The organism is Edaphocola flava (assembly GCF_004118155.1).
Taxonomy (GTDB): domain Bacteria; phylum Bacteroidota; class Bacteroidia; order Chitinophagales; family Chitinophagaceae; genus Edaphocola; species Edaphocola flava.
In genome coordinates this window covers 552329-576524 of record NZ_SAIQ01000003.1, presented here as the reverse complement: position 1 = coordinate 576524, position 24196 = coordinate 552329, and the positions used below count along the sequence as shown (strand labels likewise).

General features: G+C 43.4%; 23 protein-coding genes. 10 read left to right on the top strand and 13 right to left on the bottom strand.

The window, feature by feature from the left end; genetic code table 11:
- Position 1: 1 nt before the first annotated feature.
- Positions 2-325, bottom strand: a complete 324-nt coding sequence (gene ytxJ, locus EMP01_RS12055) for a bacillithiol system redox-active protein YtxJ (protein WP_129021775.1) — start codon at positions 323-325, stop codon at positions 2-4.
- A gap of 15 nt (positions 326-340) precedes the next feature.
- Positions 341-1648, bottom strand: coding sequence for a 30S ribosomal protein S12 methylthiotransferase RimO (gene rimO / locus EMP01_RS12050; protein WP_129021774.1), 1308 nt, complete (start codon positions 1646-1648; stop codon positions 341-343).
- A 121-nt stretch (positions 1649-1769) separates the two neighbouring features.
- Between rimO and ahcY the strand changes: the two genes are divergently transcribed.
- From ahcY to EMP01_RS12025, 5 genes are all read left to right on the top strand, one after another.
- Positions 1770-3098, top strand: coding sequence for an adenosylhomocysteinase (gene ahcY / locus EMP01_RS12045; protein WP_129021773.1), 1329 nt, complete (start codon positions 1770-1772; stop codon positions 3096-3098).
- A gap of 134 nt (positions 3099-3232) precedes the next feature.
- Positions 3233-3742: a DUF4251 domain-containing protein gene (locus EMP01_RS12040; protein WP_161971327.1), complete on the top strand. Its 510-nt coding sequence runs from the start codon at positions 3233-3235 to the stop codon at positions 3740-3742.
- A gap of 21 nt (positions 3743-3763) precedes the next feature.
- Positions 3764-4471 (top strand): tRNA (guanosine(46)-N7)-methyltransferase TrmB, encoded by a 708-nt coding sequence (gene trmB / locus EMP01_RS12035; RefSeq protein ID WP_129021771.1) that lies wholly within the window; start codon positions 3764-3766, stop codon positions 4469-4471.
- A gap of 12 nt (positions 4472-4483) precedes the next feature.
- The gene (locus EMP01_RS12030) at positions 4484-4675 is read left to right on the top strand and encodes a DUF5522 domain-containing protein (RefSeq protein WP_129021770.1); all 192 of its coding nucleotides are present in this window, start codon (positions 4484-4486) and stop codon (positions 4673-4675) included.
- Between the two features lie 12 nt (positions 4676-4687).
- Positions 4688-5299: an SGNH/GDSL hydrolase family protein gene (locus EMP01_RS12025; RefSeq protein WP_129021769.1), complete on the top strand. Its 612-nt coding sequence runs from the start codon at positions 4688-4690 to the stop codon at positions 5297-5299.
- A gap of 428 nt (positions 5300-5727) precedes the next feature.
- Here EMP01_RS12025 and EMP01_RS12020 read toward each other — a convergent pair whose 3' ends face one another.
- Entirely contained in the window at positions 5728-6378 is a 651-nt protein-coding gene (locus EMP01_RS12020; RefSeq protein ID WP_129021768.1) for a DUF922 domain-containing protein, read from the bottom strand.
- 72 nt (positions 6379-6450) lie between these two features.
- Here EMP01_RS12020 and EMP01_RS12015 point away from each other — a divergent pair, with 72 nt between their 5' ends.
- From EMP01_RS12015 to EMP01_RS12005, 3 genes are read left to right on the top strand one after another with little or no spacing between them, the layout of a single operon-like run.
- A complete protein-coding gene (locus EMP01_RS12015; protein ID WP_129021767.1) occupies positions 6451-7662 on the top strand; it encodes a metallophosphoesterase family protein in 1212 nt (403 codons plus the stop codon).
- Between the two features lie 5 nt (positions 7663-7667).
- Positions 7668-10703, top strand: coding sequence for an AAA family ATPase (locus EMP01_RS12010; RefSeq protein WP_129021766.1), 3036 nt, complete (start codon positions 7668-7670; stop codon positions 10701-10703).
- Between the two features lie 45 nt (positions 10704-10748).
- Positions 10749-11132: a putative periplasmic lipoprotein gene (locus EMP01_RS12005; protein WP_129021765.1), complete on the top strand. Its 384-nt coding sequence runs from the start codon at positions 10749-10751 to the stop codon at positions 11130-11132.
- A gap of 545 nt (positions 11133-11677) precedes the next feature.
- Here EMP01_RS12005 and purE read toward each other — a convergent pair.
- The 9 genes from purE to dapF all read right to left on the bottom strand — a co-directional run bounded on the left by purE (position 11678) and on the right by dapF (position 21043).
- Complete coding sequence (gene purE / locus EMP01_RS12000; protein ID WP_129021764.1) at positions 11678-12190, bottom strand: 5-(carboxyamino)imidazole ribonucleotide mutase; 513 nt, start codon at positions 12188-12190, stop codon at positions 11678-11680.
- A gap of 11 nt (positions 12191-12201) precedes the next feature.
- Positions 12202-13341, bottom strand: a complete 1140-nt coding sequence (locus EMP01_RS11995) for a 5-(carboxyamino)imidazole ribonucleotide synthase (protein WP_129021763.1) — start codon at positions 13339-13341, stop codon at positions 12202-12204.
- An 85-nt stretch (positions 13342-13426) separates the two neighbouring features.
- Positions 13427-14812, bottom strand: a complete 1386-nt coding sequence (gene ffh / locus EMP01_RS11990) for a signal recognition particle protein (RefSeq protein ID WP_129021762.1) — start codon at positions 14810-14812, stop codon at positions 13427-13429.
- 115 nt (positions 14813-14927) lie between these two features.
- A complete protein-coding gene (locus EMP01_RS11985) occupies positions 14928-15536 on the bottom strand; it encodes a DUF4377 domain-containing protein (protein ID WP_129021761.1) in 609 nt (202 codons plus the stop codon).
- Positions 15537-15722: 186 nt separating this feature from the next.
- On the bottom strand, positions 15723-16607 hold the full coding sequence (locus EMP01_RS11980; RefSeq protein ID WP_129021760.1) for a pirin family protein: 885 nt from the start codon (positions 16605-16607) through the stop codon (positions 15723-15725).
- A 319-nt stretch (positions 16608-16926) separates the two neighbouring features.
- A complete protein-coding gene (locus tag EMP01_RS11975) occupies positions 16927-19209 on the bottom strand; it encodes a hypothetical protein (protein ID WP_129021759.1) in 2283 nt (760 codons plus the stop codon).
- Between the two features lie 196 nt (positions 19210-19405).
- The gene (arr, locus tag EMP01_RS11970) at positions 19406-19807 is read right to left on the bottom strand and encodes an NAD(+)--rifampin ADP-ribosyltransferase (RefSeq protein WP_129021758.1); all 402 of its coding nucleotides are present in this window, start codon (positions 19805-19807) and stop codon (positions 19406-19408) included.
- Positions 19808-19829: 22 nt separating this feature from the next.
- Positions 19830-20234, bottom strand: a complete 405-nt coding sequence (locus EMP01_RS11965) for an EVE domain-containing protein (RefSeq protein WP_129021757.1) — start codon at positions 20232-20234, stop codon at positions 19830-19832.
- Between the two features lie 32 nt (positions 20235-20266).
- Positions 20267-21043, bottom strand: a complete 777-nt coding sequence (gene dapF, locus EMP01_RS11960) for a diaminopimelate epimerase (protein ID WP_129021756.1) — start codon at positions 21041-21043, stop codon at positions 20267-20269.
- Positions 21044-21140: 97 nt separating this feature from the next.
- Here dapF and EMP01_RS11955 point away from each other — a divergent pair, with 97 nt between their 5' ends.
- The gene (locus EMP01_RS11955) at positions 21141-22637 is read left to right on the top strand and encodes an amino acid permease (RefSeq protein WP_202616059.1); all 1497 of its coding nucleotides are present in this window, start codon (positions 21141-21143) and stop codon (positions 22635-22637) included.
- A 114-nt stretch (positions 22638-22751) separates the two neighbouring features.
- On the opposite strand, the gene EMP01_RS11950 is transcribed toward EMP01_RS11955, so the two are convergent.
- On the bottom strand, positions 22752-23753 hold the full coding sequence (locus tag EMP01_RS11950; protein WP_129021755.1) for an NAD(P)H-dependent glycerol-3-phosphate dehydrogenase: 1002 nt from the start codon (positions 23751-23753) through the stop codon (positions 22752-22754).
- Between the two features lie 112 nt (positions 23754-23865).
- Between EMP01_RS11950 and EMP01_RS11945 the strand changes: the two genes are divergently transcribed.
- The gene (locus EMP01_RS11945; RefSeq protein ID WP_129021754.1) at positions 23866-24195 is read left to right on the top strand and encodes a DUF3817 domain-containing protein; all 330 of its coding nucleotides are present in this window, start codon (positions 23866-23868) and stop codon (positions 24193-24195) included.
- The last annotated feature ends 1 nt before the right edge of the window (position 24196 follow it).

Below are 24196 nucleotides of genomic sequence, written 5' to 3'. Positions count from 1 at the left end.
ATTAAGCGTTTTGTAAATGGGCCTGCAATACTGAAGCCCTGATCCTCCAATGAGATTCGTTAAATATACAAACTCCTTTGGAAATTACCAGTACCTGCGGCGATTTATGCAATACACCATAACGATGCGCGATCTCATCAGAGATGTCGCGGTAGCGGAGCAGGTCGAGGTAATAAGCCTCTGTATCGGCTGTCTCCAGCTCATCGTAAGTATCTGCGCTGATATTGCAGCGGGTACTGTGCTTGAATATAATCTGCAGCTGATCCTCTGATGCCAGGTCAATAGCATCGAGCTGGCTCATTTCAGTAAGCGGTATCCAGTTCATAAATTGTTCAGGTTATTATACCAGTTCGGCTTCCAGATCGTAATCATACGCCTTGGTAATGCGTACAGTTACAAAGTCACCAACCGGCAGGTCTTCTTCCGTATTAATGATTACTTCATTATCTACCTCCACACTGTCAAATTCTGTACGGGCAATGTATCTGCCTGCCTCGATTTTATCGATCAGCACGCGGAACTCTTTACCCACATATTCCTGGTTTTTGGTGTAGGAGATCTCCTGCTGCACCTCCATGATATCCTGTGCCCTTCTTTCCTTCTCTTCACTGCTCAGGGTATCTTCCAGCTCATAAGCGGTAGTATTCTCCTCATGTGAGTACGTAAATATACCTACGCGCTCAAACTGCATTTCTTCCAGGAAAGCCTTCATTTCTTCCACATCTTCCAGCGTTTCTCCCGGGAATCCGGTGATCATCGTTGTACGGATGGCAATACCAGGCACCGCAGCACGGATATCCTGTATCAGTTCCACCATTTCTTTTTTGGTAATCTGGCGTTTCATAGCCTTCAGCATATTATCACTGCAGTGTTGCAGGGGAATATCCAGGTAGTTACAAATATTATCGTATTTTCTGATTACCTCCAGCACATCCATCGGGAATTTGGTAGGGTAAGCATAGTGCAGGCGTATCCATTCCAGGCCTTCTACCTGAGCCAGTTGTTCCAGCAGGTCGGCCAGTGCACGTTTTTTATACAGGTCCAGACCATAATAGGTCAGTTCCTGGGCAATAAGCATAATCTCTTTTACACCATTCTTCACCAGATGTCTGGCCTCTGTAAGGATCTCCTCAACGGGTTTGGATACGTGGCCGCCACGCATTAGAGGGATCGCACAGAAAGAACAGGTACGGTTACAACCTTCAGATATCTTAAGGTATGCATAATGTTTAGGGGTACTCAGCAGACGTTCGCCCAGTAATTCCTTTTTAAAATCTGCTTCCAGCTCCTTCAGGATAAAAGGCAGCTCTAGGGTGCCGAACCAGGCATCTACCTCCGGTATCTCCTTAGCCAGATCCTGACGGTAACGCTCACTTAAGCATCCGGTTACCAGTACCTTGTCCAGTTTGCCCTCTTCCTTCAGGGCTACCTGCTCAAGGATGGTGTTTACAGACTCTTCTTTGGCCTTGTCGATAAAACCGCAGGTGTTTACCACAACGATGTTATGGTCCAGGCGTTCATTCTCATGCACTACGGCAATCTCATTTGCTTTGAGTTGTCCGCTCAATACTTCACTATCCACCAGGTTTTTAGAACAACCCAGTGTAATGATGTTAACTTTATTTTGTTTAAGCGTTTTGCTTTTCATTTTTGATTTTATTCGGCCTGCAAAGGTACAAATATTATCCTTAACACTATTTATTGTGTGAATTAACGTATAATGTTTATTTTTGCCTGAAATTTTTACGAAAAACTTTAATTACTATATTATGAGTGTTGCATCTAAAGCACATATCGATTTTGCATTACCATACAAAGTAGCCGATATTTCACTGGCTGAATGGGGTAGAAAAGAAATTAAACTGGCAGAAGCTGAAATGCCGGGTCTGATGAGCCTGAGAGCAGAGTACGGTGCGAGCCAGCCGCTGAAAGGCGCACGTATCGCTGGTTGTCTGCACATGACGATCCAGACTGCTGTACTGATTGAAACATTGACTGCTTTAGGTGCGGAAGTACGCTGGAGCTCTTGTAATATCTTCTCTACTCAGGACCACGCTGCTGCAGCTATCGCGGCTACAGGCGTTCCGGTATTTGCCTGGAAAGGAGAGACCCTGGAAGAGGCTGACTGGTGTATTGAGCAGACATTATTCTTCGGTAGCGAAGATCGTCCGCTGAATATGATCCTGGATGACGGTGGTGACCTGACGAACATCGTTCTGGATAAATATCCTGAGCTGGTTGCCGGTATCAAAGGTCTGTCTGAAGAGACCACTACTGGTGTACACCGTTTATATGAGCGTATGGCTAATGGTACTTTACCAATGCCTGCAATCAATGTAAACGACTCTGTGACCAAATCTAAATTTGATAACAAATACGGTTGTAAAGAATCTCTGGTAGATGCGATTCGTCGTGCTACCGATATTATGATGGCTGGTAAAGTAGCGCTGGTAGCTGGTTACGGTGACGTGGGTAAAGGTTCTGCAGAATCGCTGAGAGGTGCAGGTGCCCGTGTAATCGTTACAGAGATCGATCCGATCTGTGCTTTACAGGCTGCTATGGACGGTTTTGAAGTTGCAAGAATGGAAAAAGCGGTTAAAGAAGCCGATATCATTGTAACCACTACAGGTTGTCGTGACATCGTTACCGAGAAAGAATTCCGTGCCATGAAAGATAAAGCGATCGTGTGTAACATTGGTCACTTCGATATCGAAATCGATATGGAATGGTTGAACAATAACTATGGTCAGACTAAAGATACCATCAAACCACAGGTAGACCTGTACAATATCGATGGTAAAGAAGTTATCGTACTGGCAGAAGGCCGCCTGGTAAACCTGGGTTGTGCTACCGGTCACCCTTCATTTGTAATGAGTAACTCTTTCACTAACCAAACTTTAGCTCAACTCGAACTGTGGACTAACACCGCAGCATACGAAAACAAAGTATACGTTCTGCCTAAACACCTGGATGAGAAAGTTGCACGTCTGCACCTGTCTAAAATCGGTGTAGAACTGGATATCCTGACTGATGCACAGGCTTCTTACCTGGGTCTGTCTAAAGAAGGTCCTTACAAACCAGAGCATTACAGATATTAATCATAACACGGGCTTACCCGGTTTATAATATACTTTTCCTCAAACGCCTTTCCAAACCGAAAGGCGTTTGATATTCGGTAAAAATGCCATGTGTTTTATTTTCGGTATATTTGTTTAAGACAAAATACAGCATCATGAAATATATAATCGCTTGTCTCGTTTTCTGCAGTTTCGGATTGATGGCACTGTCACCACCAAGGCCTCCGAGAGGTGTCATAGAAACGGCTGTTTCAAACCAGCACTTTACCTTTAAAGCAGAGACAGCAAGGCCTATGGAAGATGTCAACATGGCGGTGATGAACATGTTCCCGAATGCAAGAGATCTTTACCGGATCGGAGAAGGCAATTATACACTACAGGTAACTCCCGATTCTCTTATCGTATCCCTGCCGTATTTCGGGCGATCTTATACCTCGCTCTATGGTACGACAGATATCGGTATCAAATTCAGTTCATCAAAATATACCTACCAGGTAAGCAGACCATCGAAACGCAACAAACCGTACGAAATACAGATCAAACCCCTGGACAGGAGTGACATCAATCGTATTACGGTAAGTGTATTTGACAATGGAAATGCAACTGTTTATATATCCAGTGTATATCGTAACCCCATCAGTTACCAGGGTACATTGGTGAAATAATACAGCAGACTTTATTCTTATATGGGACAAAAAAAATTAGTACGTTTTAACGAGATCAAGACATTCGAAAACGTTTTAGAATTCCCGCAGGATATGCAGGGAAAATGGAATACATTTTTTAAAAATGATAACCCGATTACCTTAGAGCTGGCCTGTGGTAAAGGAGAATATGCCGTAGGACTGGGTCGCTTGTACCCGGAGCGCAATTTCATCGGTATCGATATTAAAGGCAACCGCATCTGGAGAGGTGCTAAAACAGCACTGGAAAATGGCCTGCACAATGTAGGCTTTGTGCGTTCGCATATTGATAAAATTACCGATTACTTTACGCCTGGCGAAGTAAGCGAGATCTGGATTACCTTTCCCGATCCGCAGCTGAAAGGTGCTCGTATGAAAAAGCGCCTGACATATCCTCGTTTCCTGAGACTGTACCAGCAGATCATTACCCCTGATGCCACCATCAACCTGAAAACCGACAGCCCGGATCTGTACAACTTTACCAAAGCGGTTATAGACCTGTATGAGCTGGAAGTGCTGGTAGATGATGATAACATTTATGCAAAAGGTGCGGTATCTCCGGAATTGAGCATCAAAACGCACTACGAAGGACTGGATATCGCAGGTAGTAACCGCATTCATTATCTGAAATTTAAGATCAATAAAGAACTGCCACTGGAGAAAGACGCTGTACTGAAACAGATGTTTGCACACCAGGAAACAGAAGAATAGATCAGTCCTCATATGTTACAGGAAGGAACAGACTTTTACTTCAATGAAAACGGATTAATAGTGCTTACCGCAGCATACCACCTCAAAAGAGGGCGCTGTTGTGGTAATGGCTGTCTGCATTGCCCTTATGATTTTATCAATGTCAGAGAGCCTAAGCGCAGCGAATTATTGAAGCAAAGACAGGAAAAAAAACAGAAACCATAGTATATTTACGGAATGCAAACATACTTAGCTTTAGGAGATTCATATACAATAGGAGAAGGCGTAGGGGCTACCGAAAACTTTCCTAATCAGTTAGTACAGGTATTAAAAGACCGTTATCAGGTCGAAGTCAGTGCACCGGAGATTATTGCCGTAACCGGCTGGACGACCGATGAACTGCGGGCTGGTATTGCTGAACGGGATTTGCAGGATACCTTTGATATGGTAACCTTACTGATTGGCGTGAATAACCAGTACCGTGGCCGCGACCTGGATAATTACGCCGCAGAATTTACCGGCTTACTGGAACAGGCTATTGCTTTTGCCAAAGGCAATAAAGAAAAAGTTTTTGTAGTATCCATCCCGGATTGGGGGCATACCTCATTTGCCATTGAGAAAGGCTCCGATGCGGCAAAAGTAACTGCTGAGATCAAGGCATATAATGAGCGTAAGCAGGCCATCGCCGATGCGCACGGTATTATATTTGTAGATATTACAGAACTGACCGACCAGCATGCCGGAGATGAGGCTACTTACCTGGTAGATGATAAGCTGCACTACAGTGCAGCCATGTATCGTCTCTGGGCCGAAAAGATTGCAGATCGTATACATAATCGTTTAGGATAGTCATACTTATATATAAAAGGCTACCCGGCAGCTTTGCTGCCGGGTAGCCTTTTATATATAAATGATCAATTGTGTGCTTTGATCATTACCCTTCGAGTACCTCAAGGTACGAAACGTTCTGTTGCAAGGATTCCCGATGTGGTAACCTAATGGCTATTGTTATGATGAACGGTAATTGATCCGTACAGAACAGATCGCTAAGGACGGCCTTATAAATCCGGCGTTAAGAAAATCATTGGCTCGGTCGATAAAGTTGCAAACCACTGTCTGAGCGCAGCGAGTCTGGTTTGCGACCGACCGACACATTGATTTTTAGCCAGGGATTTATACAGCCTTGATTTTTTGGCGGTACCTTTTGCATCAAGGCAAAAGGTACCAATAATTATAAGTGGAGCTATACCTGATTCTTAAAAGAGCATACTTAATTTCTATAAATTAACCATTAGTTTTAGATCAAACTGTAAGGGCAATTTTGCCTTATTATCATTCAGTTCATTAAATGTATCCAGCAACCTTTTCTCCCAGGCCAGTTGCTTATCTTCAATCAGGGAGTGCTCGGTTTCACGGTCATAATCACTGTTCAGCTTTGCCGCACGATCTTCAACCTGTTTACAGATCTTCCTGATCTCCTCCTTATAATTGCGGGTAAAACGGTATTCAGTAATCGCCTGTTCCAGCCATAGGTGCTTGATCAGGCCGATCAGGTAATGGCCCTGTTCATGCCGCAGCAGGCGTGCCTTTCGCTCCGCATTAGCTGTGCGCATAAAGCTGCGTAGTACAAAGCTCTCTTTTCGGTTAACGGTAAGCTTCGACTTGAAATCGATATACGCTACCTTGTTATTTTTAACGGAACTCTCCCAGGAATATTCAGTATGTACACTGATGGCAGCAGTGCCATGAGCATTCACCCGGATCTGATCGGTCGGGGTAAAATCACTCCAGCTGATGGGTAAATCTTTATAACTTACCTGGGCAGAAGCATTCCTTCCCAGACAGAGGAATAAGATCACTACAGGCAAAAATTTCATTGTAAATTGCATGGAAATAAGATCAGTACAGAACAGCGAAGTTACACGCATGTTCGTTAAGTTTTTGTTTAATATGCAATGCTGGTGTGCATTAGAGGCACTCAGTCAAACCGGATTAATTATATGCGATTATTACATACAGCAGACTGGCATTTAGGAAAGAAACTGGGTACCTTCAGCCGCATCGAAGAACAGGTGCAGGTGCTGGAAGAGATCGTGGATATTGTGGAAGCAAACGAAGTAGATGCCGTGCTGATCGCAGGAGATATATTTGATAGTGCCAATCCGCCTACAGAAGCCCTGGAACTGTTTTACAGTACCGTGAAGCGCTTGTCTGATGATGGACGCAGACTGGTAGTGGCCATTGCCGGAAACCATGATAGTCCGGATAAGATTGATGCGCCCGATGCATTGGCACGGGCAAGCGGTATATTTTTTATGGGTTATCCCAATGCCGTTATCCGCCCTGTGGCATTATCTTCCGGCTTGTCAATAGTCAGATCAGATGCGGGATTTATAGAAGTAAAACTGCCGGGAACAGCAGTGCCGCTGCGGCTCCTGCTTTCTCCTTATGCCAATGAGGTGCGCCTGAAACAATTCCTCGGAATAGAAGATAAAGAGACTGCGCTGAACCAGGTGCTGCAAAGCCGCTGGCAGGAGATTGCAGATCAGTATATGGATGAAACGGGCGTGAACATATTGATGGCCCACCTGTTTATGGTAGAACGAGGTGCCGAAATTCCGGAAGAGCCGGAAGGAGAGAAGCCTATTAAGATCGGGAATGCAGATCTGGTTTATACCGACATCATACCCGAAGCCATACAATACACTGCACTGGGGCATCTGCACCGGTATCAACAAGCCAAAGGGCACCGCTCCGCCGCCATATATTCCAGTAGTCCGTTGTCTTACAGTTTCAGTGAGGCTGGGCAGCAGAAATATGTATGCCTGGTAGATATAGAACCGGGAGCAGCAGCTTCCGTGCAGCAGGTGCCGCTGAACAGTGGCCGTAAGCTATACCGCAAAAGCTTTACGGGGGCTGATGCCGCTATTGAATGGCTGCAGGAAAATCCATACAGCCTGGTAGAGCTGACCATTAAAAGCGATACGTTCTTACAGGCAGAGGAGTTGCGCCGCATCCAGCAGGCACATGACGGGATCATACAGGTGATACCCCAGGTGGATATAGATACCGTAAAAGATAAAGAAATAAGACAGATCGATATGGAGCAGGATATCCGCAGCCTGTTTGCCGACTATTTCCGGTCAAAGCATAAGCAGGAACCCAATGAAGATATACTGAACCTCTTTAACGAAATACTACAGCAGAAATAAGCTACATGTTACCATTAAAACTGACGATACAAGGATTTTACTCCTACCAGGAACCACAGGTTATAGACTTTGCCAGCCTTACCGAAGCTGGCCTGTTCGGCATTTTCGGTGCGGTAGGTTCCGGTAAGTCCAGTATACTGGAGGCCATCAGCTTTGTTTTGTACGGGGCTACAGAACGGCTCGATTCCGGCGACCGCCGAGCCTATAATATGCTTAACCTGAAATCAGAAAAGGCCCTGATAGACTTTGAATTTTCCACCACAAAGGAAGAAAAGTATCGCTTCTCTGCTACCTGGAAGCGCCGTAAAAAAGATTATGCTGCTACTTCTACCATCGAGCGTACGGCCTGCAAATGGGAGAACGGGGAGTGGATACCACTGGAAAGTGCCAATGCAGAGCTGGTGCTGGGATTGAAATACGATAATTTTAAACGTACAGTCATTATCCCGCAGGGTAAATTTAAAGAGTTCCTGGAGCTCACCAAAGGAGACCGGGTGAAAATGCTGAAGGAGATCTTTAACCTCTATCAGTACGATTTTGCAGAGCCTACACGACAGCTTACGGTTAAGAATAATGAGGCCCTGCATCATAATGCGGGTGTGCTGAGTCAGTATGCAATATATAGCCGGGAGGCCTTAGCAGAGAAAGAAACGAAACTGTTGGAATGGCAGCAGCAGGTACAATCTGCCCGTCAGGAGGCTGAAACCGTACAGCAGCAGTTTGAGCAATTACAGCGCATTAAAGAGGCGCAGGAACAATTGCAGCAGGTACAGCAGCAGCTGATAACTTTACAAGCTCAGAAAGATACATATGAGCAGCGCGCAGCGCACATCAGGCAATATGATAAAGCCGTATTGCATTTTAAATCTGTACTGGAACAAAAACAAGTATACCAGAAAAACTATACAGAGGCACAGAATACAATGCAACAGGTACAGGATCAGTTGCAGCAGGCAGAACAGGACTGGAGCAAGCAGCAAGAAGTGCTGGAAGCTGTTGCCAAAGACTATGCACAGCTGGATGAATGGAAGCGGAAAGCCGCTGCGATACAGCATATCATAGATTATCGTACAGTAGTACAAGAATATGAAGTACTACAGGATCGGGTGCAAAAAGGTACGGCACATGTAGAACAGGTAACAGCCCAGAAAAGTGCATTGCAATTGCAGGTGCAGGATGCAGAACAAGAACTGGCTACACTTAAAGCGCAAAAGCCTGACACTGATATTCTCTTGCAGGCATCCGCATGGTTTAGCCGGCAGGAGCAACTTGATAATGAACAACGACATAAACAGGCACAAACCGAAAAGTTACAGCAACAGGTACAGGAGCAGGAGCAATATTTTGTACAATGGAATATTGCGCCGGAGGATAGTGTCTCTTTCCTCGATGGTAAAATAACAGACGGGCAGCTGGCTCTTGATCATTGTACAGAGCAGTGGAGACAAATACAAGTCCAGTCTGAATTACAGCGTTACCGCAAGGAATTGACCAACGGCGAACCCTGTCCCTTATGTGGCTCGACCACGCACCAGCCCGAGATACATGAATCAGAGCATACAGTGTCTATAGAAGACATCAGCATACAAAAACAACAATACGAACAAAGCCTGCTGCAATGGCGGGAGCATCGTGCTGAGGCTAATCGCCGCCTGGAAGTATTAAAAGACTACAGGCTACAACTGCATGCAGAAAACGAAACATGGCAACAGATCCTGAACCAGGTAAAGGCACATCGACTGGCTTTTAACTGGGAGGGCTTATTTATCCCTGAGGATCGTAATACTTTACAACAGTACCAGCAGACGATACGTGAGGCTGAGCAGCTGATTACTGCACGGGAAGCAGATGTAAGCCAGCTGCGTCAATCAGAACTGGGGTTGAATGAGCAATTGCAAAAGTATCAGCAGGCGGTAACGCAGTTCCAGATACAGGCTCAGCAGCTGAAAGGCCGCATGGATGTACTGGAGCAGCAGATACCTGAAGATAGCGTAAACTGGTCAGCACAATCAGTTGCGGAATTGAAGGCTCTTGAAACGGAATATAAGGAACTGATCATTACTACTGAGCAGCGTTATGTCGCCGAAACGGAGAAGAGTCAGCAGTTAAGAGAACAACGGGCCAGCCATAGTGCGCGTCTGGAGCAGATCAGACTGCAGGTAAGCGAATGGACTGCACAGCTGCAACAAGTGAATGATATGCTGGAAAAGGCATTGCTGGAACAGGGATTTGCAGATGAACAGGCAGTATCAGCATTATTGCGTTCCGATAATATACCACAGGAACGGGCCGATACAGAACAGTTTTTCAGAGCCCTGCACACCGCTGAAGTACAATTGGCCAGTCGCAAAGAGCAACTGGGTACACAGGTATTGGATGAGCAGGAGTACGAACGTGTGGCGGAGAAACGCAATCAGTTGCAGACTTTGCTTAAAGAGCAGACTGATGGATTGCTGCTGCTGGAAAACGAGGTACAGCAATGGACACTGAAACTGGAAGAAAAACTACATTACGAGCAGCAGGATACAGCTTTGCAGGCAAGGGCGCTGAACCTGAAAACCATGACCGGTTTATTCCAGGCCAATGGATTTGTGGAGTATATTTCTGAAATGTACCTGCAGAATCTGTGCAGTGTGGCTAATGAGCGTTTTCACAGACTGACCCGGAACCAGTTAAGCCTGATCTATGATCCGGAGCGGGGGTTTGAGGTGATGGATTACCTGAACGGCGGTAAAACCCGCAGTGCCAAAACGCTTTCCGGCGGACAGGCTTTCCAGGCTTCTTTATGCCTGGCATTGGCGCTGGCAGACAGTATACAGAGCCTGAATAAATTTGAGAAGAACTTCTTCTTTATTGATGAAGGATTCGGTACATTGGATAAAGATGCTATTGACATTGTGTTCCAGACACTGGAGCAATTATACCGCGAGCATAGGGTGGTGGGGGTTATATCCCATGTAGAAGAGTTGCAGGAGCGTATACCACGCTATGTACAGGTGATCAAGGACCCGGAGCGGGGAAGCATTGTTACCTTAACCTGATCCTTACGATATCATCCATTATTAACATCAAAACACACTGGAAATATGAAAAATATAATCCTGCTATTGATCGCTGCTTTGATGTTCCTGCTTGCAGGTTGCAGCGGCTCAGATGCGTACAGAGGTGCCTGGAAAGCAACCGATGCCTCTGGGCAGAAGTTTGAGCTGGTTTTTGAGGCTAAAGACTTTACGGTTAAGGACTCGACCGGAAAGGTCACTTCATTTTCCTATACCCAAAACCAGGTCAGTATTAGTAATTCTGTAGAGACCTATGGTATCCAATTAAAAGACGGAAGGAGCTATAAGATCAATTTTCCTATTAAAGATAATGAAAAGGTTGGCCTGATTTTGGATCAGAATGGCAGCCCGATGTATACCATCAGCAGGACAGGCTACATGAAATACGAAGAAATATTTACATTGCAATAGAGACTGCAAATAGTATATATTAAAATGGCGCATGTGAAACATGCGCCATTTTAATTTTATTTTAACTGACTATCCGCATGTAGGCAACTATTTTATTCGTCCTTTTGTCCGGCAACAAAAGGACCAAAAGTGCCTTTGTTTTCATCAAGGCGATTGCGTTGCACCGCCATTTTGCACCGTTGCGTGCATTGATCGTCTGAGCTTAACGTGTGATGCGTTCGGTGCTCAACGATCGCAGCTCCACTCCAAAATGGCTATCGCTGTGATGAAAACAATAAGCGATCCGTACAGTACAGATCGCTCCAAATGGCCTTATAAGTCCGGCGTTAATAAAATCATTGGCTCGGTCGATAGAGTTGCAAACCACTGTTTGAACGAACTGAGTCTGGTTTGCGACCGACCGACACATTGATTTTTAGCCAGGGATTTATACAGCCTTGATTTTTTGGCGGTACCTTTTGCATCAAGGCAAAAGGTAGCCATAAATACAAAATAAAATCAAAGGAATAATATAAGTTTTTGTTTCCTTTAAGCGAATACTCAGTTTATTTTACCTGGAACTTAAATGGTAAGGCCTCAAAATCCTTAACCGTTTCCATTACTTTTTCAGTAAGTCCGTCCTGGAACGCCTGTAATTGCTTCGAGATAGTCGCATCAGCCGCACCCAGTATTTTAGCCGCCAGTATACCAGCATTCTTCGCACCGTTCAGGGCTACTGTCGCTACTGGAATGCCACTTGGCATCTGCAGGATAGACAGGATAGAATCCCAGCCATCGATAGAATTGCTGGACTTCACCGGTACACCGATAACCGGAAGGGTAGTCATAGAAGCCACCATACCCGGAAGGTGTGCTGCACCACCTGCACCGGCAATGATTGCCTGTACACCGCGTCCCGCTGCATGCTTAGCGTAGTCAAACATGCGCTCCGGTGTACGGTGTGCAGAAACTACGGTAATCTCAAACGGAATTTCCATTTCTTCTAAAAAGGCTGCAGCTTCCTGCATAACAGGCAGGTCGCTTTTGCTGCCCATAATAATACCTACTCTTGGTGTCATATTGTATATGATTATGCTTTTACTTTAATTGTGTCTAAAATGGTGCCGGCTTTCTCTTTTACTTCCGCTGCATTATCACCTACTATAGTGATGTGTCCCATTTTACGGAACGATTTTGTTTTGGATTTGCCATACAGGTGTACGAATGCGCCTTTGGTTGCCAGGATCTCTTCGATACCCTCATATACCGGTGTACCTTCATATCCTTTCTCGCCCACCAGGTTTACCATGGCACCAAAATGCAGCGCTTCAGTATTACCCGGTTTCAGGTTCAGGATAGCCCGTAAGTGCTGTTCGTACTGAGAACTCAGGTTTGCTTCAATAGTGTGGTGACCACTGTTATGTGGTCTTGGGGCTACTTCATTCACCCACACTTCACCCGATCTGGTATAGAACATTTCTACAGCCAGGATACCCACCATGTTCAGTTTATTGATCACGTCCAGGGCCATTGCGGTAGCTTTTTCGGCCAGTGTAGCATCGATCTGCGCCGGTGCAAACAGGTACTGCACCATATTGCTTTCCGGGTTAAATTCCATTTCCACTACAGGGAAGGCTGCTGTTTCGCCTTTGCTGTTGCGCGATACGATTACAGACAATTCCATCTCCATATCGGCCATCGCTTCGATGACAGATGGCTGATCGAAACATTGTTCCATATCGGCTTCTGTAGCGATCTTACGCACACCATATCCGTCATAGCCGGAGGTACGTAATTTCTGGAAGAACGGTGGTTTAATACCGCAAGCCTCGATCTCGGCTTTATTGCTCACCAGCGCGAAAGGCGCGGTAGGGATATTATTGTTCTGGTAAAACTGCTTCTGCAAACCTTTGTCCTGGATGATTTTCAGTATAGCAGGCTGCGGAAATACTTTTACACCCTCCTGTTCCAGCTGTGCCAGGGCATCGCTGTTTACATCTTCAAATTCAATCGTCACGATATCTTTATCCTTACCGAACTGGTATACGGTATCGTAATCTTTAAAATCACCTACTACGAAATCAGGCACCAGGTGTGCACAGGGGGCATCTTTAGACGGTTCCAGGATAGAAAACTGCAGGTTCCAGTTTACCGCTTCCTGCATCAGCATACGGCCCAGCTGGCCGCCGCCCAGTAATCCGATCTTCAGATCTGTAATTTGTTTTGACATAAATAATTCTTCAATTAAAAAATCAAAAGTCAAAACTGTTCAGGGATACAATTTGACTTTTGATTTCTATTCAATGCTTATAATTTTATTTCTTTCCGAAAAGGTTCGGCATACCACCAGGAGGCATGCTCATGCCACCGCCGCCACCGAACGGATTCATACCACCCATACCCGGCATACCTTTAAATTTGTTCATCTGCTTCATCATCTGGCGCATCTGGTCAAATTGTTTCATAAAGGCATTCATCTCTGCAATCTCTTTACCGGCACCTTTTGCGATGCGGGCTCTTCTTGATGGAGTGATGATATCCGGATTAGCTCTTTCAGCAGGTGTCATAGAGTCGATCATTGCTTCGATACCTTTAAATGCATCGTCGCTGATATCAATATCCTTGATCGCTTTACCCACACCAGGAATCATGGCCAGCAGGTCTTTAATGCTACCCATTTTCTTGATCTGCATCAGTTGCGCTTTAAAGTCGTCAAAGTCGAATTTATTCGCACGGATTTTCTTTTCAATTTTTTTAGCCTGCTCTTCGTCAAACTGGTCCTGCGCTTTTTCTACCAGGGAGATGATATCACCCATACCCAGGATACGCTGTGCCATACGCTCAGGATAGAAAACATCCAGGGTATCCAGCTTCTCGCCCATGCTCACAAACTTGATCGGCTTATCTACCGTGTATTTGATCGACAGGGCAGCACCACCGCGGGTATCACCGTCCAGTTTGGTCAGTACAACACCTGTAAAGTCCAGGCGTTCGTTGAAGGCTTTTGCAGTATTTACCGCATCCTGACCCGTCATAGAATCCACTACGAACAGGATTTCAGATGGGTTTACCGCATTTTTGATGTTAGCCACCTCGGTCATCATCACCTCATCTACGGCCAGACGGCCGGCAGTATCGATGATCACAACCTGGTTGCCATCTTGTTTTGCTTTAGCAATAGCAGCCAGTGCAATACTTACGGCATCTTTATTTTCAGGATCGCTGTACACCGGTACATTGATCTGCTCTCCCAGTACATGCAGCTGGTTGATCGCCGCAGGGCGATAAATATCCGCTGCTACCAGTAAAGGTTTTTTGTTCTTTTTGGTGCTCAGGAAGTTTGCCAGTTTACCAGAGAAGGTCGTTTTACCGGAACCTTGCAGACCGGCAATCAGGATTACGGTCGGACGAGCCGAAAGGTCTAGCTCAACCGCTTCACCGCCCATCAGTTCGGCCAGTTCGTCTTTCACGATCTTAACCATTAACTGACCAGGAGACACGGCTGTAAGTACCTTGTCGCCCAGGGCTTTATCCTTTACTTTATCGGTAAATTCTTTTGCAATTTTATAGTTTACGTCGGCATCTACCAGCGCGCGACGAATTTCTTTGATCGTTGTAGCAACGTTTATTTCGGAGATTCTGCCTTCACCTTTAAGCTGCTTAAAGGCGGAGTCTAACCGTTCACTAAGATTATCAAACATCGGGTGTATAAAAATTAAGACAGCAAAGTTAATTTTTTTAATTCAAATGCGAAAATATAGCCTCAAACGGCCTGTCTTTGCCGTTCAGGACTATATTATGCCTTATAAACGTGTGTTATTTTTTCCGGCGGGAAAGTTCTTTGATGAGTTTATAGCGAATAGATGAACCATCGGCAGCCGGGTTATCTACACGTTCATCCAGTACCAGCAATTCATACTCATAGCCGTTTTCATGCTTGAAACCTTCAATGGGCTCATAAAACAGCTCCCAGTTCTTTTCATTCGCATCGTATTTAACCTGCAGGCACTCTTTCTGAAGTACGCCTGCACTGCAATTTTTGGTTTCCGCAGCTACTAACAGCTTCTTTTCACCATATATATGCGCTTTTACGGATTCAAAGATTACTTTGCCATCTTTAATCAGATTGACCAGTTCTCCTTTACCCATCAGCTCATAATGCTCATTGGCATAGCGGATACCGGATGCTGTGGGTTGCTGAGCCAGTTCTATTTTTTCGCCCTGCCATTCGACCTGGGCTATGTTTTTAGTATTGTTAAAGGACATTTCCAGTTTTTCGCCCTTTTTATTGACAGCAGTGCAGTTTACGATCTCATCGATTACCATTGGCTCTGGCTTCGTAATGACCTGGTTATTATTACCATTATCACAGGAGCTTAGGCTTAGGCTGAGTAGTAAGGAGAATAATGCAATATATTTAGCCATTTCGTTCTTGTTTTAGTCTTTTTTCAGGGTATAAAGATATGTTAAGAAAATTTAAAATGCTCAAAATATTGATTGTCCGTACAAATATTGTACCAGGCTGTATCAGGCCTTGTTTTAAACATCAATAGTCCCGGCTGTATGGCCGGGACTATTGATGTTGATTTTTAGAGATTTATATATACTTAATTATGCCTGGGTCAAGGTCATCGGTACTTCCATCAATAAAATAGAAGCATCTTCAGAATTTGCAGTGATATTGAGCTGTTGCACATCCCATACACCTAAACCATCCCTTTCGTTGAGTTCCTGTCCGTTGATGGTGAAATCACCTTTCAGGATAAAGGCATAGACACCATTTTCTTTCTTTTTGATATCGTAGGTAGTCTGTACCCCTTTGTTAAAATCACCCAGATAGAACCAGGCATCCTGGTGGATCCACACTCCGGCATCGTCCGGGTTAGGGGAGATGACCTGCTGCAATTTATTGCGACGGTCTGCCACGTTAAGGCTCACCTGATCGTAACGGGGTGTAACATTGCGTTTGTTGGGGAACAACCAGATCTGTAAGAATTTGGTCTGACGATCTGCATTAGGATTGTACTCGCTGTGCTGCACACCGCTACCGGCACTCATCACCTGGATGTCTCCGTGACGGATGGTCGATACCGTACCCATACTGTCTTTATGTTCCAGGTCGCCCTCCAGTGGTATAGAGATGATCTCCATATTGTCATGGGGGTGCGTACCGAAGCCGCTGCCACCACTGATGGTATCATCATTTAAGACACGCAGGGCACCGAAGTGCATACGGTCAGGGTTATAATAGCCGGCGAAGCTGAAGCTGTGATAAGAATTAAGCCAACCGTGATTGGCCTGTCCGCGGGTGTTTGCTTTGTGTATTATCATATGATCTGTTTTTATCGTTTCCGGACTGGGGAGGTGGTTAAAGCCCATAGGTTCCAGCTCCCTGAGTTCATCAATATCATTTTTGAGGATGTGGGCAAAACTACCGGTGGTCATAAAAATGCCTGTACCGAGTAATCCTTTTCTGATGAAATCCTTTCTGTCCATATTGTTTGTGATTGATTTGTTTTACAACACAAAAGTACGATCCCGGCTAGGGCAGAAACATTGATGTATGATAAGAAGCGGTTTTCAATGCTTTTGAACAAGAAAAACCTGCTGTCTGTAAAGATCAGCAGGTGATTTGTATACATTTCGGTGGAGAATTGTCATGAAAGCATAAGTCCCCCAAACACTGAATAGTTTATATATTACAAGTTTGTTATTTTTTTATAAGGCCTGGAAATTGAGAGGAGGCAATTTCATTGTCATTATTTGTTTAATGTTTGTTCTTTCCTTTCTCATAGTGTGTTATTAATGTTATTATTTATGGTTTTGAAACTTTATCAATCAACTTCTCAAAACTAACAATAATATCATCACTAAATTTATTGGTGGTATATATATCCTCTATTGCTCTTTTGATTATTTGTGTTACTTCATCTAATAATTCAATATTTTTAAAAACGTTCTTAAAATCTTCAAAATTGTCCTTGTCTTCCCTATAATGTGACGTTAGGTTATACATTAAATCATCAATTACTGCTTCTCCTTCTATATCTTCAGGCAGTGATATAGATTGTTCTTTGAGTCGATGTATCTCATTGTCTCTTATTTCGGAGAGTCGATTTGTATATTGTAATCCTACCTCTTCCGTTGGATTTAAAATGTGGGTAATTGAATCTAATAAGGAATGTGTACCTTGTATTAGGTCATTAGATAAGAATGCTAAAATTTCATTTGTCACAGTCTCAGAGTCAATGGAGAATTGTAGCAATGAATATTGATCAATAAACCGTCCTGGAGTTAAAAGGAACCACCTTTCAGAGGTCGGATTTTTCTTGAAATATTCTTTCTGAGATTTAAACAAAACTTTATCCCAAGATAAAAGTAAAGGTTGCAGAGGATGTACATCGACATCTCCATCAGTAAGATATTCTAATATAATAGCATCATTATTTAAGCCAAACTTACTTTTAAATTTATTGTCATTGTAGAGAATTGTTTGTATGATTCGTTTAGACTCCTCAATGTCATAAAATTGGTTCTCAATTTTAATTACTTCAATCCCAAGTTTGGAAATGTATTTTTCAATTAATAGATTATGTTTTGTGTATTTGTCATTTTCTTTAAACCCAAAAGTTTTAAAAAAATCTTTGTATGTCAAATCCGAATCATATAGCTTTCGCTCTGATAAAAAGAAATTGTAAAAAACATTTCTTGATCTTCCTAATTTTTCAAAGTTAGGAAGATTGGTAAATGGAACTAAGTTTAATGCTTCTCTTAAATGAGATTGAGCCTCCCATAAATAGTTACTTGGAAGGAATAATTTTATTTTATTCTTATCAACAAAGTTTAATAAAGACTTTATAGTTGTGTAAAAATAATTTGAAAACTCTGATTTGGGATTATAAAAATAGCATAAGGCATATAGAATTATTTGAGTATCTACAAATACCCTTTTTTGCGTATTAATATATCTTTCAATATTTTTAATCCGTGTCGTTTCACTGAATACTTTTGCAGCACAAAATTTTTGTAAATAAGCATTTTGCTTACAAACAATAAATAACTCCTTTGCTATCTCTTTAGTTTCTCCTTCTAGAAATCCTTTCGAAGTTAAAAATTGCAAAAAATCTCTAGATATTGAAGACAAATCTTTACCACCTTCTGAAATAATTTCAGAAATATCAGAATTAAAATTTGTGATATAAACTTTTTTGAGCTCAGAAAGATATTCTTCAATATTATCTTCTTGCTTATATTTTTTTAATATTTCTAAAAGTAAGTTTATAAAAGCGGTCTCTTCAATTTCATTTTGACCTATTAAACCAGAAATTTTTTTTGATTCACTTTCTGTTAATATATACTTGCCATCATAGGAGATGATCTTTTTTTCACTATATAATCTTGAAAGTAACTTGTCATAGAAAACTTTATTTTCTTGGCTTTTAAATTGTTGTTCACAGATCTCTATTATTTCTTCTTTCGTTAATTCTTTTTTTAGATGGACTTGCCTTAGAATATATGCTTCGATTATTTGTAACCTTACATCAGATGCTTTACCGAAGCTTAGTAAATCAAAAACCAAATTTTTGTCATCTTTTGGAAAGAGATTTTCTTCTTTTAAAATATCTCTAATATTATTAGTTGCAACAATTTCATTTAATAATTGCAAGTATTCTTCTGCTTCTTCAGCAATTTGTTTTGCATCTATTATAGTTAATGATATTCCATAGTCTCGCAATGCTTTTGCTTTATATTCATTAATCGTTTTGTTAGTAAGTGGATAAGAGTGGAAAAAAAACAGCACATTGGAGTAGCCATTCTCTTTATAGTTGTTTTGAGCTTTTGCTACATCGTCAAAAAGTTTTTTTTCAAATGCATGCTTTTCTGCTGTTGTTTCACTTTTTTGTACAGTAAGCTGGTATTGGTTTTTTGCTCCATGAACATCAAAAACTTTTATATCAATTCCTCCATCATTGACACCATCTGTGTTTACAATTCTTTTATAGCTATATATTTCACTTAGATATGTTTTTACTATATTATCAAATTCACTTTTTTCGGTTGCCTTTAGTGTATCAATTAAATATTTTTTTGTTGACATGTAAGCTTTTGTTTTGAGGTTATAGTTAAATATAGCTTTATATTTTGTATCATACCGATCTAATTAGGGGAGTTAAATCGCTCTGGTAATCAATAGTATTTTATGTGGAAAAGTAGTGAAAAAATAGGAATCTTCAAACAGTAGAACTCTGTTTAAAGATTCCTATTTAAGTATATGATTAACACACATTAGCGCTTTACTCTTCTATCGCCTCTATACCCTGATCCTTAAGTTTTTGAAGGTTGTCGCGCATCTGCTGTAACTGTTCTGCGCTATGGCCGGTCCAGTCCTTTAGTTCGCCAATAACCCTCAGGCCATCTTTGGTACGGTAGGATCGGGTTGGATTGCCCGGAAATTTCTTATCCGTCAGGTTCGGATCATCTTCAAAAGCACCGGTAGGCTCCACGATATAGATTTTACCCGCACCATCGCCCTGTGCCAGTTCAGCACCCCAGGTTGCCGCATCTAAAGTTGCGGTAAAGTAAACATATTTAGCCTGACGCTGGCTGCCGTAATTGGAGTTATACCCGGCAACGATCAGATCACCGGCTTGCAGATCGGCTTTAGTGCCGTGGTAGTATGTTGTGGTTTCGTTCATGTGGCTTTTCTGGTTTTGCAGCTTACTTCCCTAAATTCGTAATGATATCGTACTCCTCTGGTGTCAGGTCACAAACGGAAAGGCGGCCCTGGCGAATGAGCGACATATTCTGCAGACCCGGTTGCTCTTTCATCTCTTTAAGGGTTACCGGATTTTTAAATGGCTTACCTGCTTTCAGGTTTACCACTACCCATCGTTCGTCTTCGGTAGTAGGGTCCTGGTATGCTTCTTTGGCTACAGTAGCATTGCCCACAACGGCCATGCCCTCATTACTGTGGTAGAATAATACTTTATCGCCTTTCTTCATAGCCTTCATATTATTACGCGCCTGGTAGTTGCGCACGCCATCCCAGAAGGTCTCGCCATCGGCTACAAATTTCTCCCAGCTATATTTAAAAGGTTCTGATTTTACAAGCCAGTAATTCATGTATATAAATTCGTTGATAGTTGAAATGAAAATTAAATAGAGATCTGTCCCTCGAAAACCGCTTGTGCGGGTCCGGTAAGCCATACATTATGCACTTCCTGTGCACCGGATTTGTCAAACTGTACAGAAAGATCACCCCCGCGTGCAGCCACTGGAATTTCAAAATGACCGGTCGCATCTCCTACAGAAGCAATGGCAGCTGCGGTTACACCAGTACCACAGGCCAGGGTTTCGTCTTCCACACCACGCTCATAGGTACGGATGCGCAAGCCTTCGGCAGTGCGCTCCACAAAGTTGACATTAATACCTTTGGGCTGAAAACGTTCTCCGTTGCGGATATTACGTCCTTCGGTAAAGATATCTAGGCTATCAATATCATTATCGAATGATACATAGTGTGGCGAGCCTGTATTCATGATGGCAACATTATCGCTAAATTCAATATCGTCAATATCCTGCATTTGCAGAGATACGATACCGCCTTCTTTAATGATAGCTTTGTGCGGTCCGTCAATAGCGATAAAGGACTGGTCTGCGCCAGCAACGCCAATGTGCTGTGCAAAGGCGGCAATACAACGGCCTCCATTGCCACACATCGTACTCTCATGGCCATCAGCATTATAATATACCATACGGAAATCGTAGCCTTCTGCTGCTTCCAGCAACATAAGGCCGTCTGCGCCGATGCCGAAGCGGCGATTGCAGAGAAAATTAATCTGCTCCGTACTTAAAGAATAGGATTGTTTGCGGTTATCCAGGATCACAAAGTCATTTCCTGCGCCCTGGTATTTGTAGAAATGCACAGTCATTGATGCAAAATTAGGGTATTTAGAAACGGGAAGTGTTGTCACTTTCAAAAAAAACAGCTAGGTTTGGGGGTTGTATTTTTTAAAACGCTAAACGCTTATGGGTATTTTTACCAAAAAACAATTGAGTCAGTTAGTTGCAGAGGCTAATGATTCAGAGAAGGGCCTGAAGAAGACCCTTGGAGCCGGAGCACTGGTTGCGCTGGGTATCGGTGCGATTATCGGCGCCGGTTTGTTCTCCCTGACAGGGATTGCCGCAGCAGATAATGCTGGTCCGGCAGTAGTATATTCCTTCATTGCGGCAGCTATCGGTTGCGGATTTGCAGGGCTTTGTTATGCCGAGTTTGCCTCAATGATTCCTGTTGCGGGAAGTGCTTATACCTATTCTTATGCGACTATGGGCGAGTTAGTAGCCTGGATCATCGGATGGGATCTTGTACTGGAATATGCCCTGGGTGCGGCCACCGTTGCGGTGAGCTGGTCTCAGTATGTCAATAAATTTCTCCATTCGGTCGGGATAGATCTGCCCAATGCACTCTTGCACGGCCCCTGGGATGAATTGAATGGCATTAATATGGGTGGTGTGGTCAACCTGCCGGCCATTATTATTGTATGTTTACTATCTCTTTTACTGATTCGCGGAACCAAAGAATCAGCTTTGCTGAATAATGTACTGGTAGTCCTGAAAGTGACTGTAGTATTGATCTTCATCGCTTTAGGATGGGGTTATATCAGCACTGCTAACCATACTCCGTTTATCCCTGCCAACCTGGGAGAGGTAAAATTGAAATCCGGTGAGATCAGTTTCTGGGATTTCTTCTCCAGCGATGATTTTGGTCATTATGGTATCAGCGGTATCCTGCGTGGAGCCGGTGTGGTATTCTTTGCCTTTATTGGTTTCGATGCAGTAAGTACTGCTGCACAGGAAGCTAAAAATCCACAGAAGGGCATGCCTATCGGTATTATAGGCTCGCTTATCGTCTGTACTATATTGTACGTATTATTCTCTTATGTACTGACGGGGCTGGAGCATTACCTTAAATTTAAAGGCGATGCAAGCCCGGTAACTACAGCCTTTGCACATACGGGTTATACCTTCCTCAACTCCTTCCTGACTATGGCCATTATTGCAGGGTATACTTCTGTAATGCTGGTGATGCTGATGGGACAGAGCCGTGTATTCTACAGCATGAGTGTGGATGGTCTGCTGCCTAAAATGTTCAGCGATTTACATAAAAAGAACAGAACACCGTGGAAGACTAATATAATCTTCATGATCTTCGTGAGCATTTTCGCAGGCTTTATCCCGGTTTCTGATCTGGGTCATATGGTGAGTATCGGTACCTTATTTGCCTTCGTACTGGTATGTATCGGGGTAATTGTAATGCGTAAAACCAATCCTGATGCTCCTCGTGGCTTCAAAACACCATTCGTTCCGGTATTACCTATTCTGGGTGTGCTGGTTTGTCTGGCCTTAATGGCTGGTCTGCCTAAAGAGAGCTGGGAGCGATTAGCCGTATGGCTGGCGATCGGTCTGGTCGTATACTTCGTTTATGGCAAGAAACACAGTAAACTGGCTAAACGCTCCGATTCGTAGACGTTTGGTTGATTATAAAAGGAAAGGGTCGCTGCATATACATATGCAGCGACCCTTTCCTTTTATAATGACTATCCGTGTTTTCTCTAAAAGCATGCCCGTGCAAGCTGCACATTAGCAGAGCAGCAGCTCTATTTTCTTAAAGGTGCCATTGCAGGATTTCTGCTGCCAGAGCATATCATAGATATACTGCATGATAGGCATATCAATGCGCGTCTGGTCAATGATTGTTTTCATGCCCAGAGAGGCAAAATACCCCTCAGCCACCATATTCATTTCCGCTTTTGCAGCAGCAACGGAGTAGCCTTTACCCAGCAGGGCACCGAAGGTACGGTTGCGGCTGTGCGGGGAGTAGCAGGTTACCAGCAGATCGCCCAGGTATGCACTGGTATGAAAGTCGGGTGTAGTGTCCTGCTCATTCATCTGCAGGAAATGCTGTGACAGGAAGCGATGCATCTCACGATAGCAACTGGTGATATACACACTCAGGAAATTGTCTCCGTAACCCAGTCCGTGAGCAATACCCGCACCAACGGCATAGATATTCTTCAGCACTGCGGCATACTGGCTGCCCCAGAGATCATTATTGGTAGTTGTGCGCAGATAAGTAGTTTCGAACAAGGCCGCGATATACTGGCAGTCATCTGTGTGTATGCCGGAAAAAGTAAGATACGAAAGGCGCTCCTGTGCGACTTCCTCGGCATGACAAGGTCCGGTAATGGCAAAATAATCTTTCAGTTCAATTTCGAAATGAGCGGCCAGATATTCCTGCAACAACTGATGCTGTTCGGGTAAAATACCTTTGATGGCCGAAATGATTTTTTTACCCTTAAGGCTGTCTTTGGGCATGCGGCGCAGCACATCAAACATAAATGCAGAAGGGATACACATGACCAGCACATTACAATGGGTGAGCATGAAATTAAGGTCGGTCGTGGGTTTGATCTGTTCCGGCTCAAACAATACGGAAGACAAATACAGTTCATTATGTCCCTTTTCTTCCAGGTGAGCTACAGCGGCTTCACTGCGCATCCACCAGGCGATCCGGTGATGGTTTTCCGTCAATAATTTAGCCAGGGCAGTTGCCCAGCTTCCATTCCCTAATATCCCTATCATTTAATGTTTATGTTGTTCTCGCGGACAAAGATAAAAGTTTTCACTTGCTTTACCACTAAAGCGGTCGAATACGGGAATTGAATACTATCTTTGCGGCTCAAAATAATGAGCTATGAACAATAAAAAACTATTGAGCTATTTTGGCTGGGTAGCCATCCTGGAAGGTTTATCTTTTCTGATCCTGATAGCAGCTTCCCTGATGAAGCGTGGCTTCTTCGGTGATGCAGAAACCGGTGCAATGCTGGTTAAGAACGTGGGCATGGCTCATGGTGTATTATTTGTTTTGTACGTTATTTTGCTGTTTCAATGCAAGTCTAACTATGGCTGGGGTATGAAGAAAGTGATTGTTTACTTCATTTTATCCTTCATTCCATTCGGAACATTCTGGGTAGACATGCAATTGAAAAAGGAAAAAGCAACCTTAAAGCCAGCAGTGAACTAAG

Bases quoted from the DNA above. Each gene is read 5' to 3' on its own strand.
- ytxJ (WP_129021775.1), bottom strand. From the start codon at position 325: ATGAACTGGATACCGCTTACTGAAATGAGCCAGCTCGATGCTATTGAC.
- rimO (WP_129021774.1), bottom strand. From the start codon at position 1,648: ATGAAAAGCAAAACGCTTAAACAAAATAAAGTTAACATCATTACACTG.
- ahcY (WP_129021773.1), top strand. From the start codon at position 1,770: ATGAGTGTTGCATCTAAAGCACATATCGATTTTGCATTACCATACAAA.
- EMP01_RS12040 (WP_161971327.1), top strand. From the start codon at position 3,233: ATGAAATATATAATCGCTTGTCTCGTTTTCTGCAGTTTCGGATTGATG.
- trmB (WP_129021771.1), top strand. From the start codon at position 3,764: ATGGGACAAAAAAAATTAGTACGTTTTAACGAGATCAAGACATTCGAA.
- EMP01_RS12030 (WP_129021770.1), top strand. From the start codon at position 4,484: ATGTTACAGGAAGGAACAGACTTTTACTTCAATGAAAACGGATTAATA.
- EMP01_RS12025 (WP_129021769.1), top strand. From the start codon at position 4,688: ATGCAAACATACTTAGCTTTAGGAGATTCATATACAATAGGAGAAGGC.
- EMP01_RS12020 (WP_129021768.1), bottom strand. From the start codon at position 6,378: ATGCGTGTAACTTCGCTGTTCTGTACTGATCTTATTTCCATGCAATTT.
- EMP01_RS12015 (WP_129021767.1), top strand. From the start codon at position 6,451: ATGCGATTATTACATACAGCAGACTGGCATTTAGGAAAGAAACTGGGT.
- EMP01_RS12010 (WP_129021766.1), top strand. From the start codon at position 7,668: ATGTTACCATTAAAACTGACGATACAAGGATTTTACTCCTACCAGGAA.
- EMP01_RS12005 (WP_129021765.1), top strand. From the start codon at position 10,749: ATGAAAAATATAATCCTGCTATTGATCGCTGCTTTGATGTTCCTGCTT.
- purE (WP_129021764.1), bottom strand. From the start codon at position 12,190: ATGACACCAAGAGTAGGTATTATTATGGGCAGCAAAAGCGACCTGCCT.
- EMP01_RS11995 (WP_129021763.1), bottom strand. From the start codon at position 13,341: ATGTCAAAACAAATTACAGATCTGAAGATCGGATTACTGGGCGGCGGC.
- ffh (WP_129021762.1), bottom strand. From the start codon at position 14,812: ATGTTTGATAATCTTAGTGAACGGTTAGACTCCGCCTTTAAGCAGCTT.
- EMP01_RS11985 (WP_129021761.1), bottom strand. From the start codon at position 15,536: ATGGCTAAATATATTGCATTATTCTCCTTACTACTCAGCCTAAGCCTA.
- EMP01_RS11980 (WP_129021760.1), bottom strand. From the start codon at position 16,607: ATGGACAGAAAGGATTTCATCAGAAAAGGATTACTCGGTACAGGCATT.
- EMP01_RS11975 (WP_129021759.1), bottom strand. From the start codon at position 19,209: ATGTCAACAAAAAAATATTTAATTGATACACTAAAGGCAACCGAAAAA.
- arr (WP_129021758.1), bottom strand. From the start codon at position 19,807: ATGAACGAAACCACAACATACTACCACGGCACTAAAGCCGATCTGCAA.
- EMP01_RS11965 (WP_129021757.1), bottom strand. From the start codon at position 20,234: ATGAATTACTGGCTTGTAAAATCAGAACCTTTTAAATATAGCTGGGAG.
- dapF (WP_129021756.1), bottom strand. From the start codon at position 21,043: ATGACTGTGCATTTCTACAAATACCAGGGCGCAGGAAATGACTTTGTG.
- EMP01_RS11955 (WP_202616059.1), top strand. From the start codon at position 21,141: ATGGGTATTTTTACCAAAAAACAATTGAGTCAGTTAGTTGCAGAGGCT.
- EMP01_RS11950 (WP_129021755.1), bottom strand. From the start codon at position 23,753: ATGATAGGGATATTAGGGAATGGAAGCTGGGCAACTGCCCTGGCTAAA.
- EMP01_RS11945 (WP_129021754.1), top strand. From the start codon at position 23,866: ATGAACAATAAAAAACTATTGAGCTATTTTGGCTGGGTAGCCATCCTG.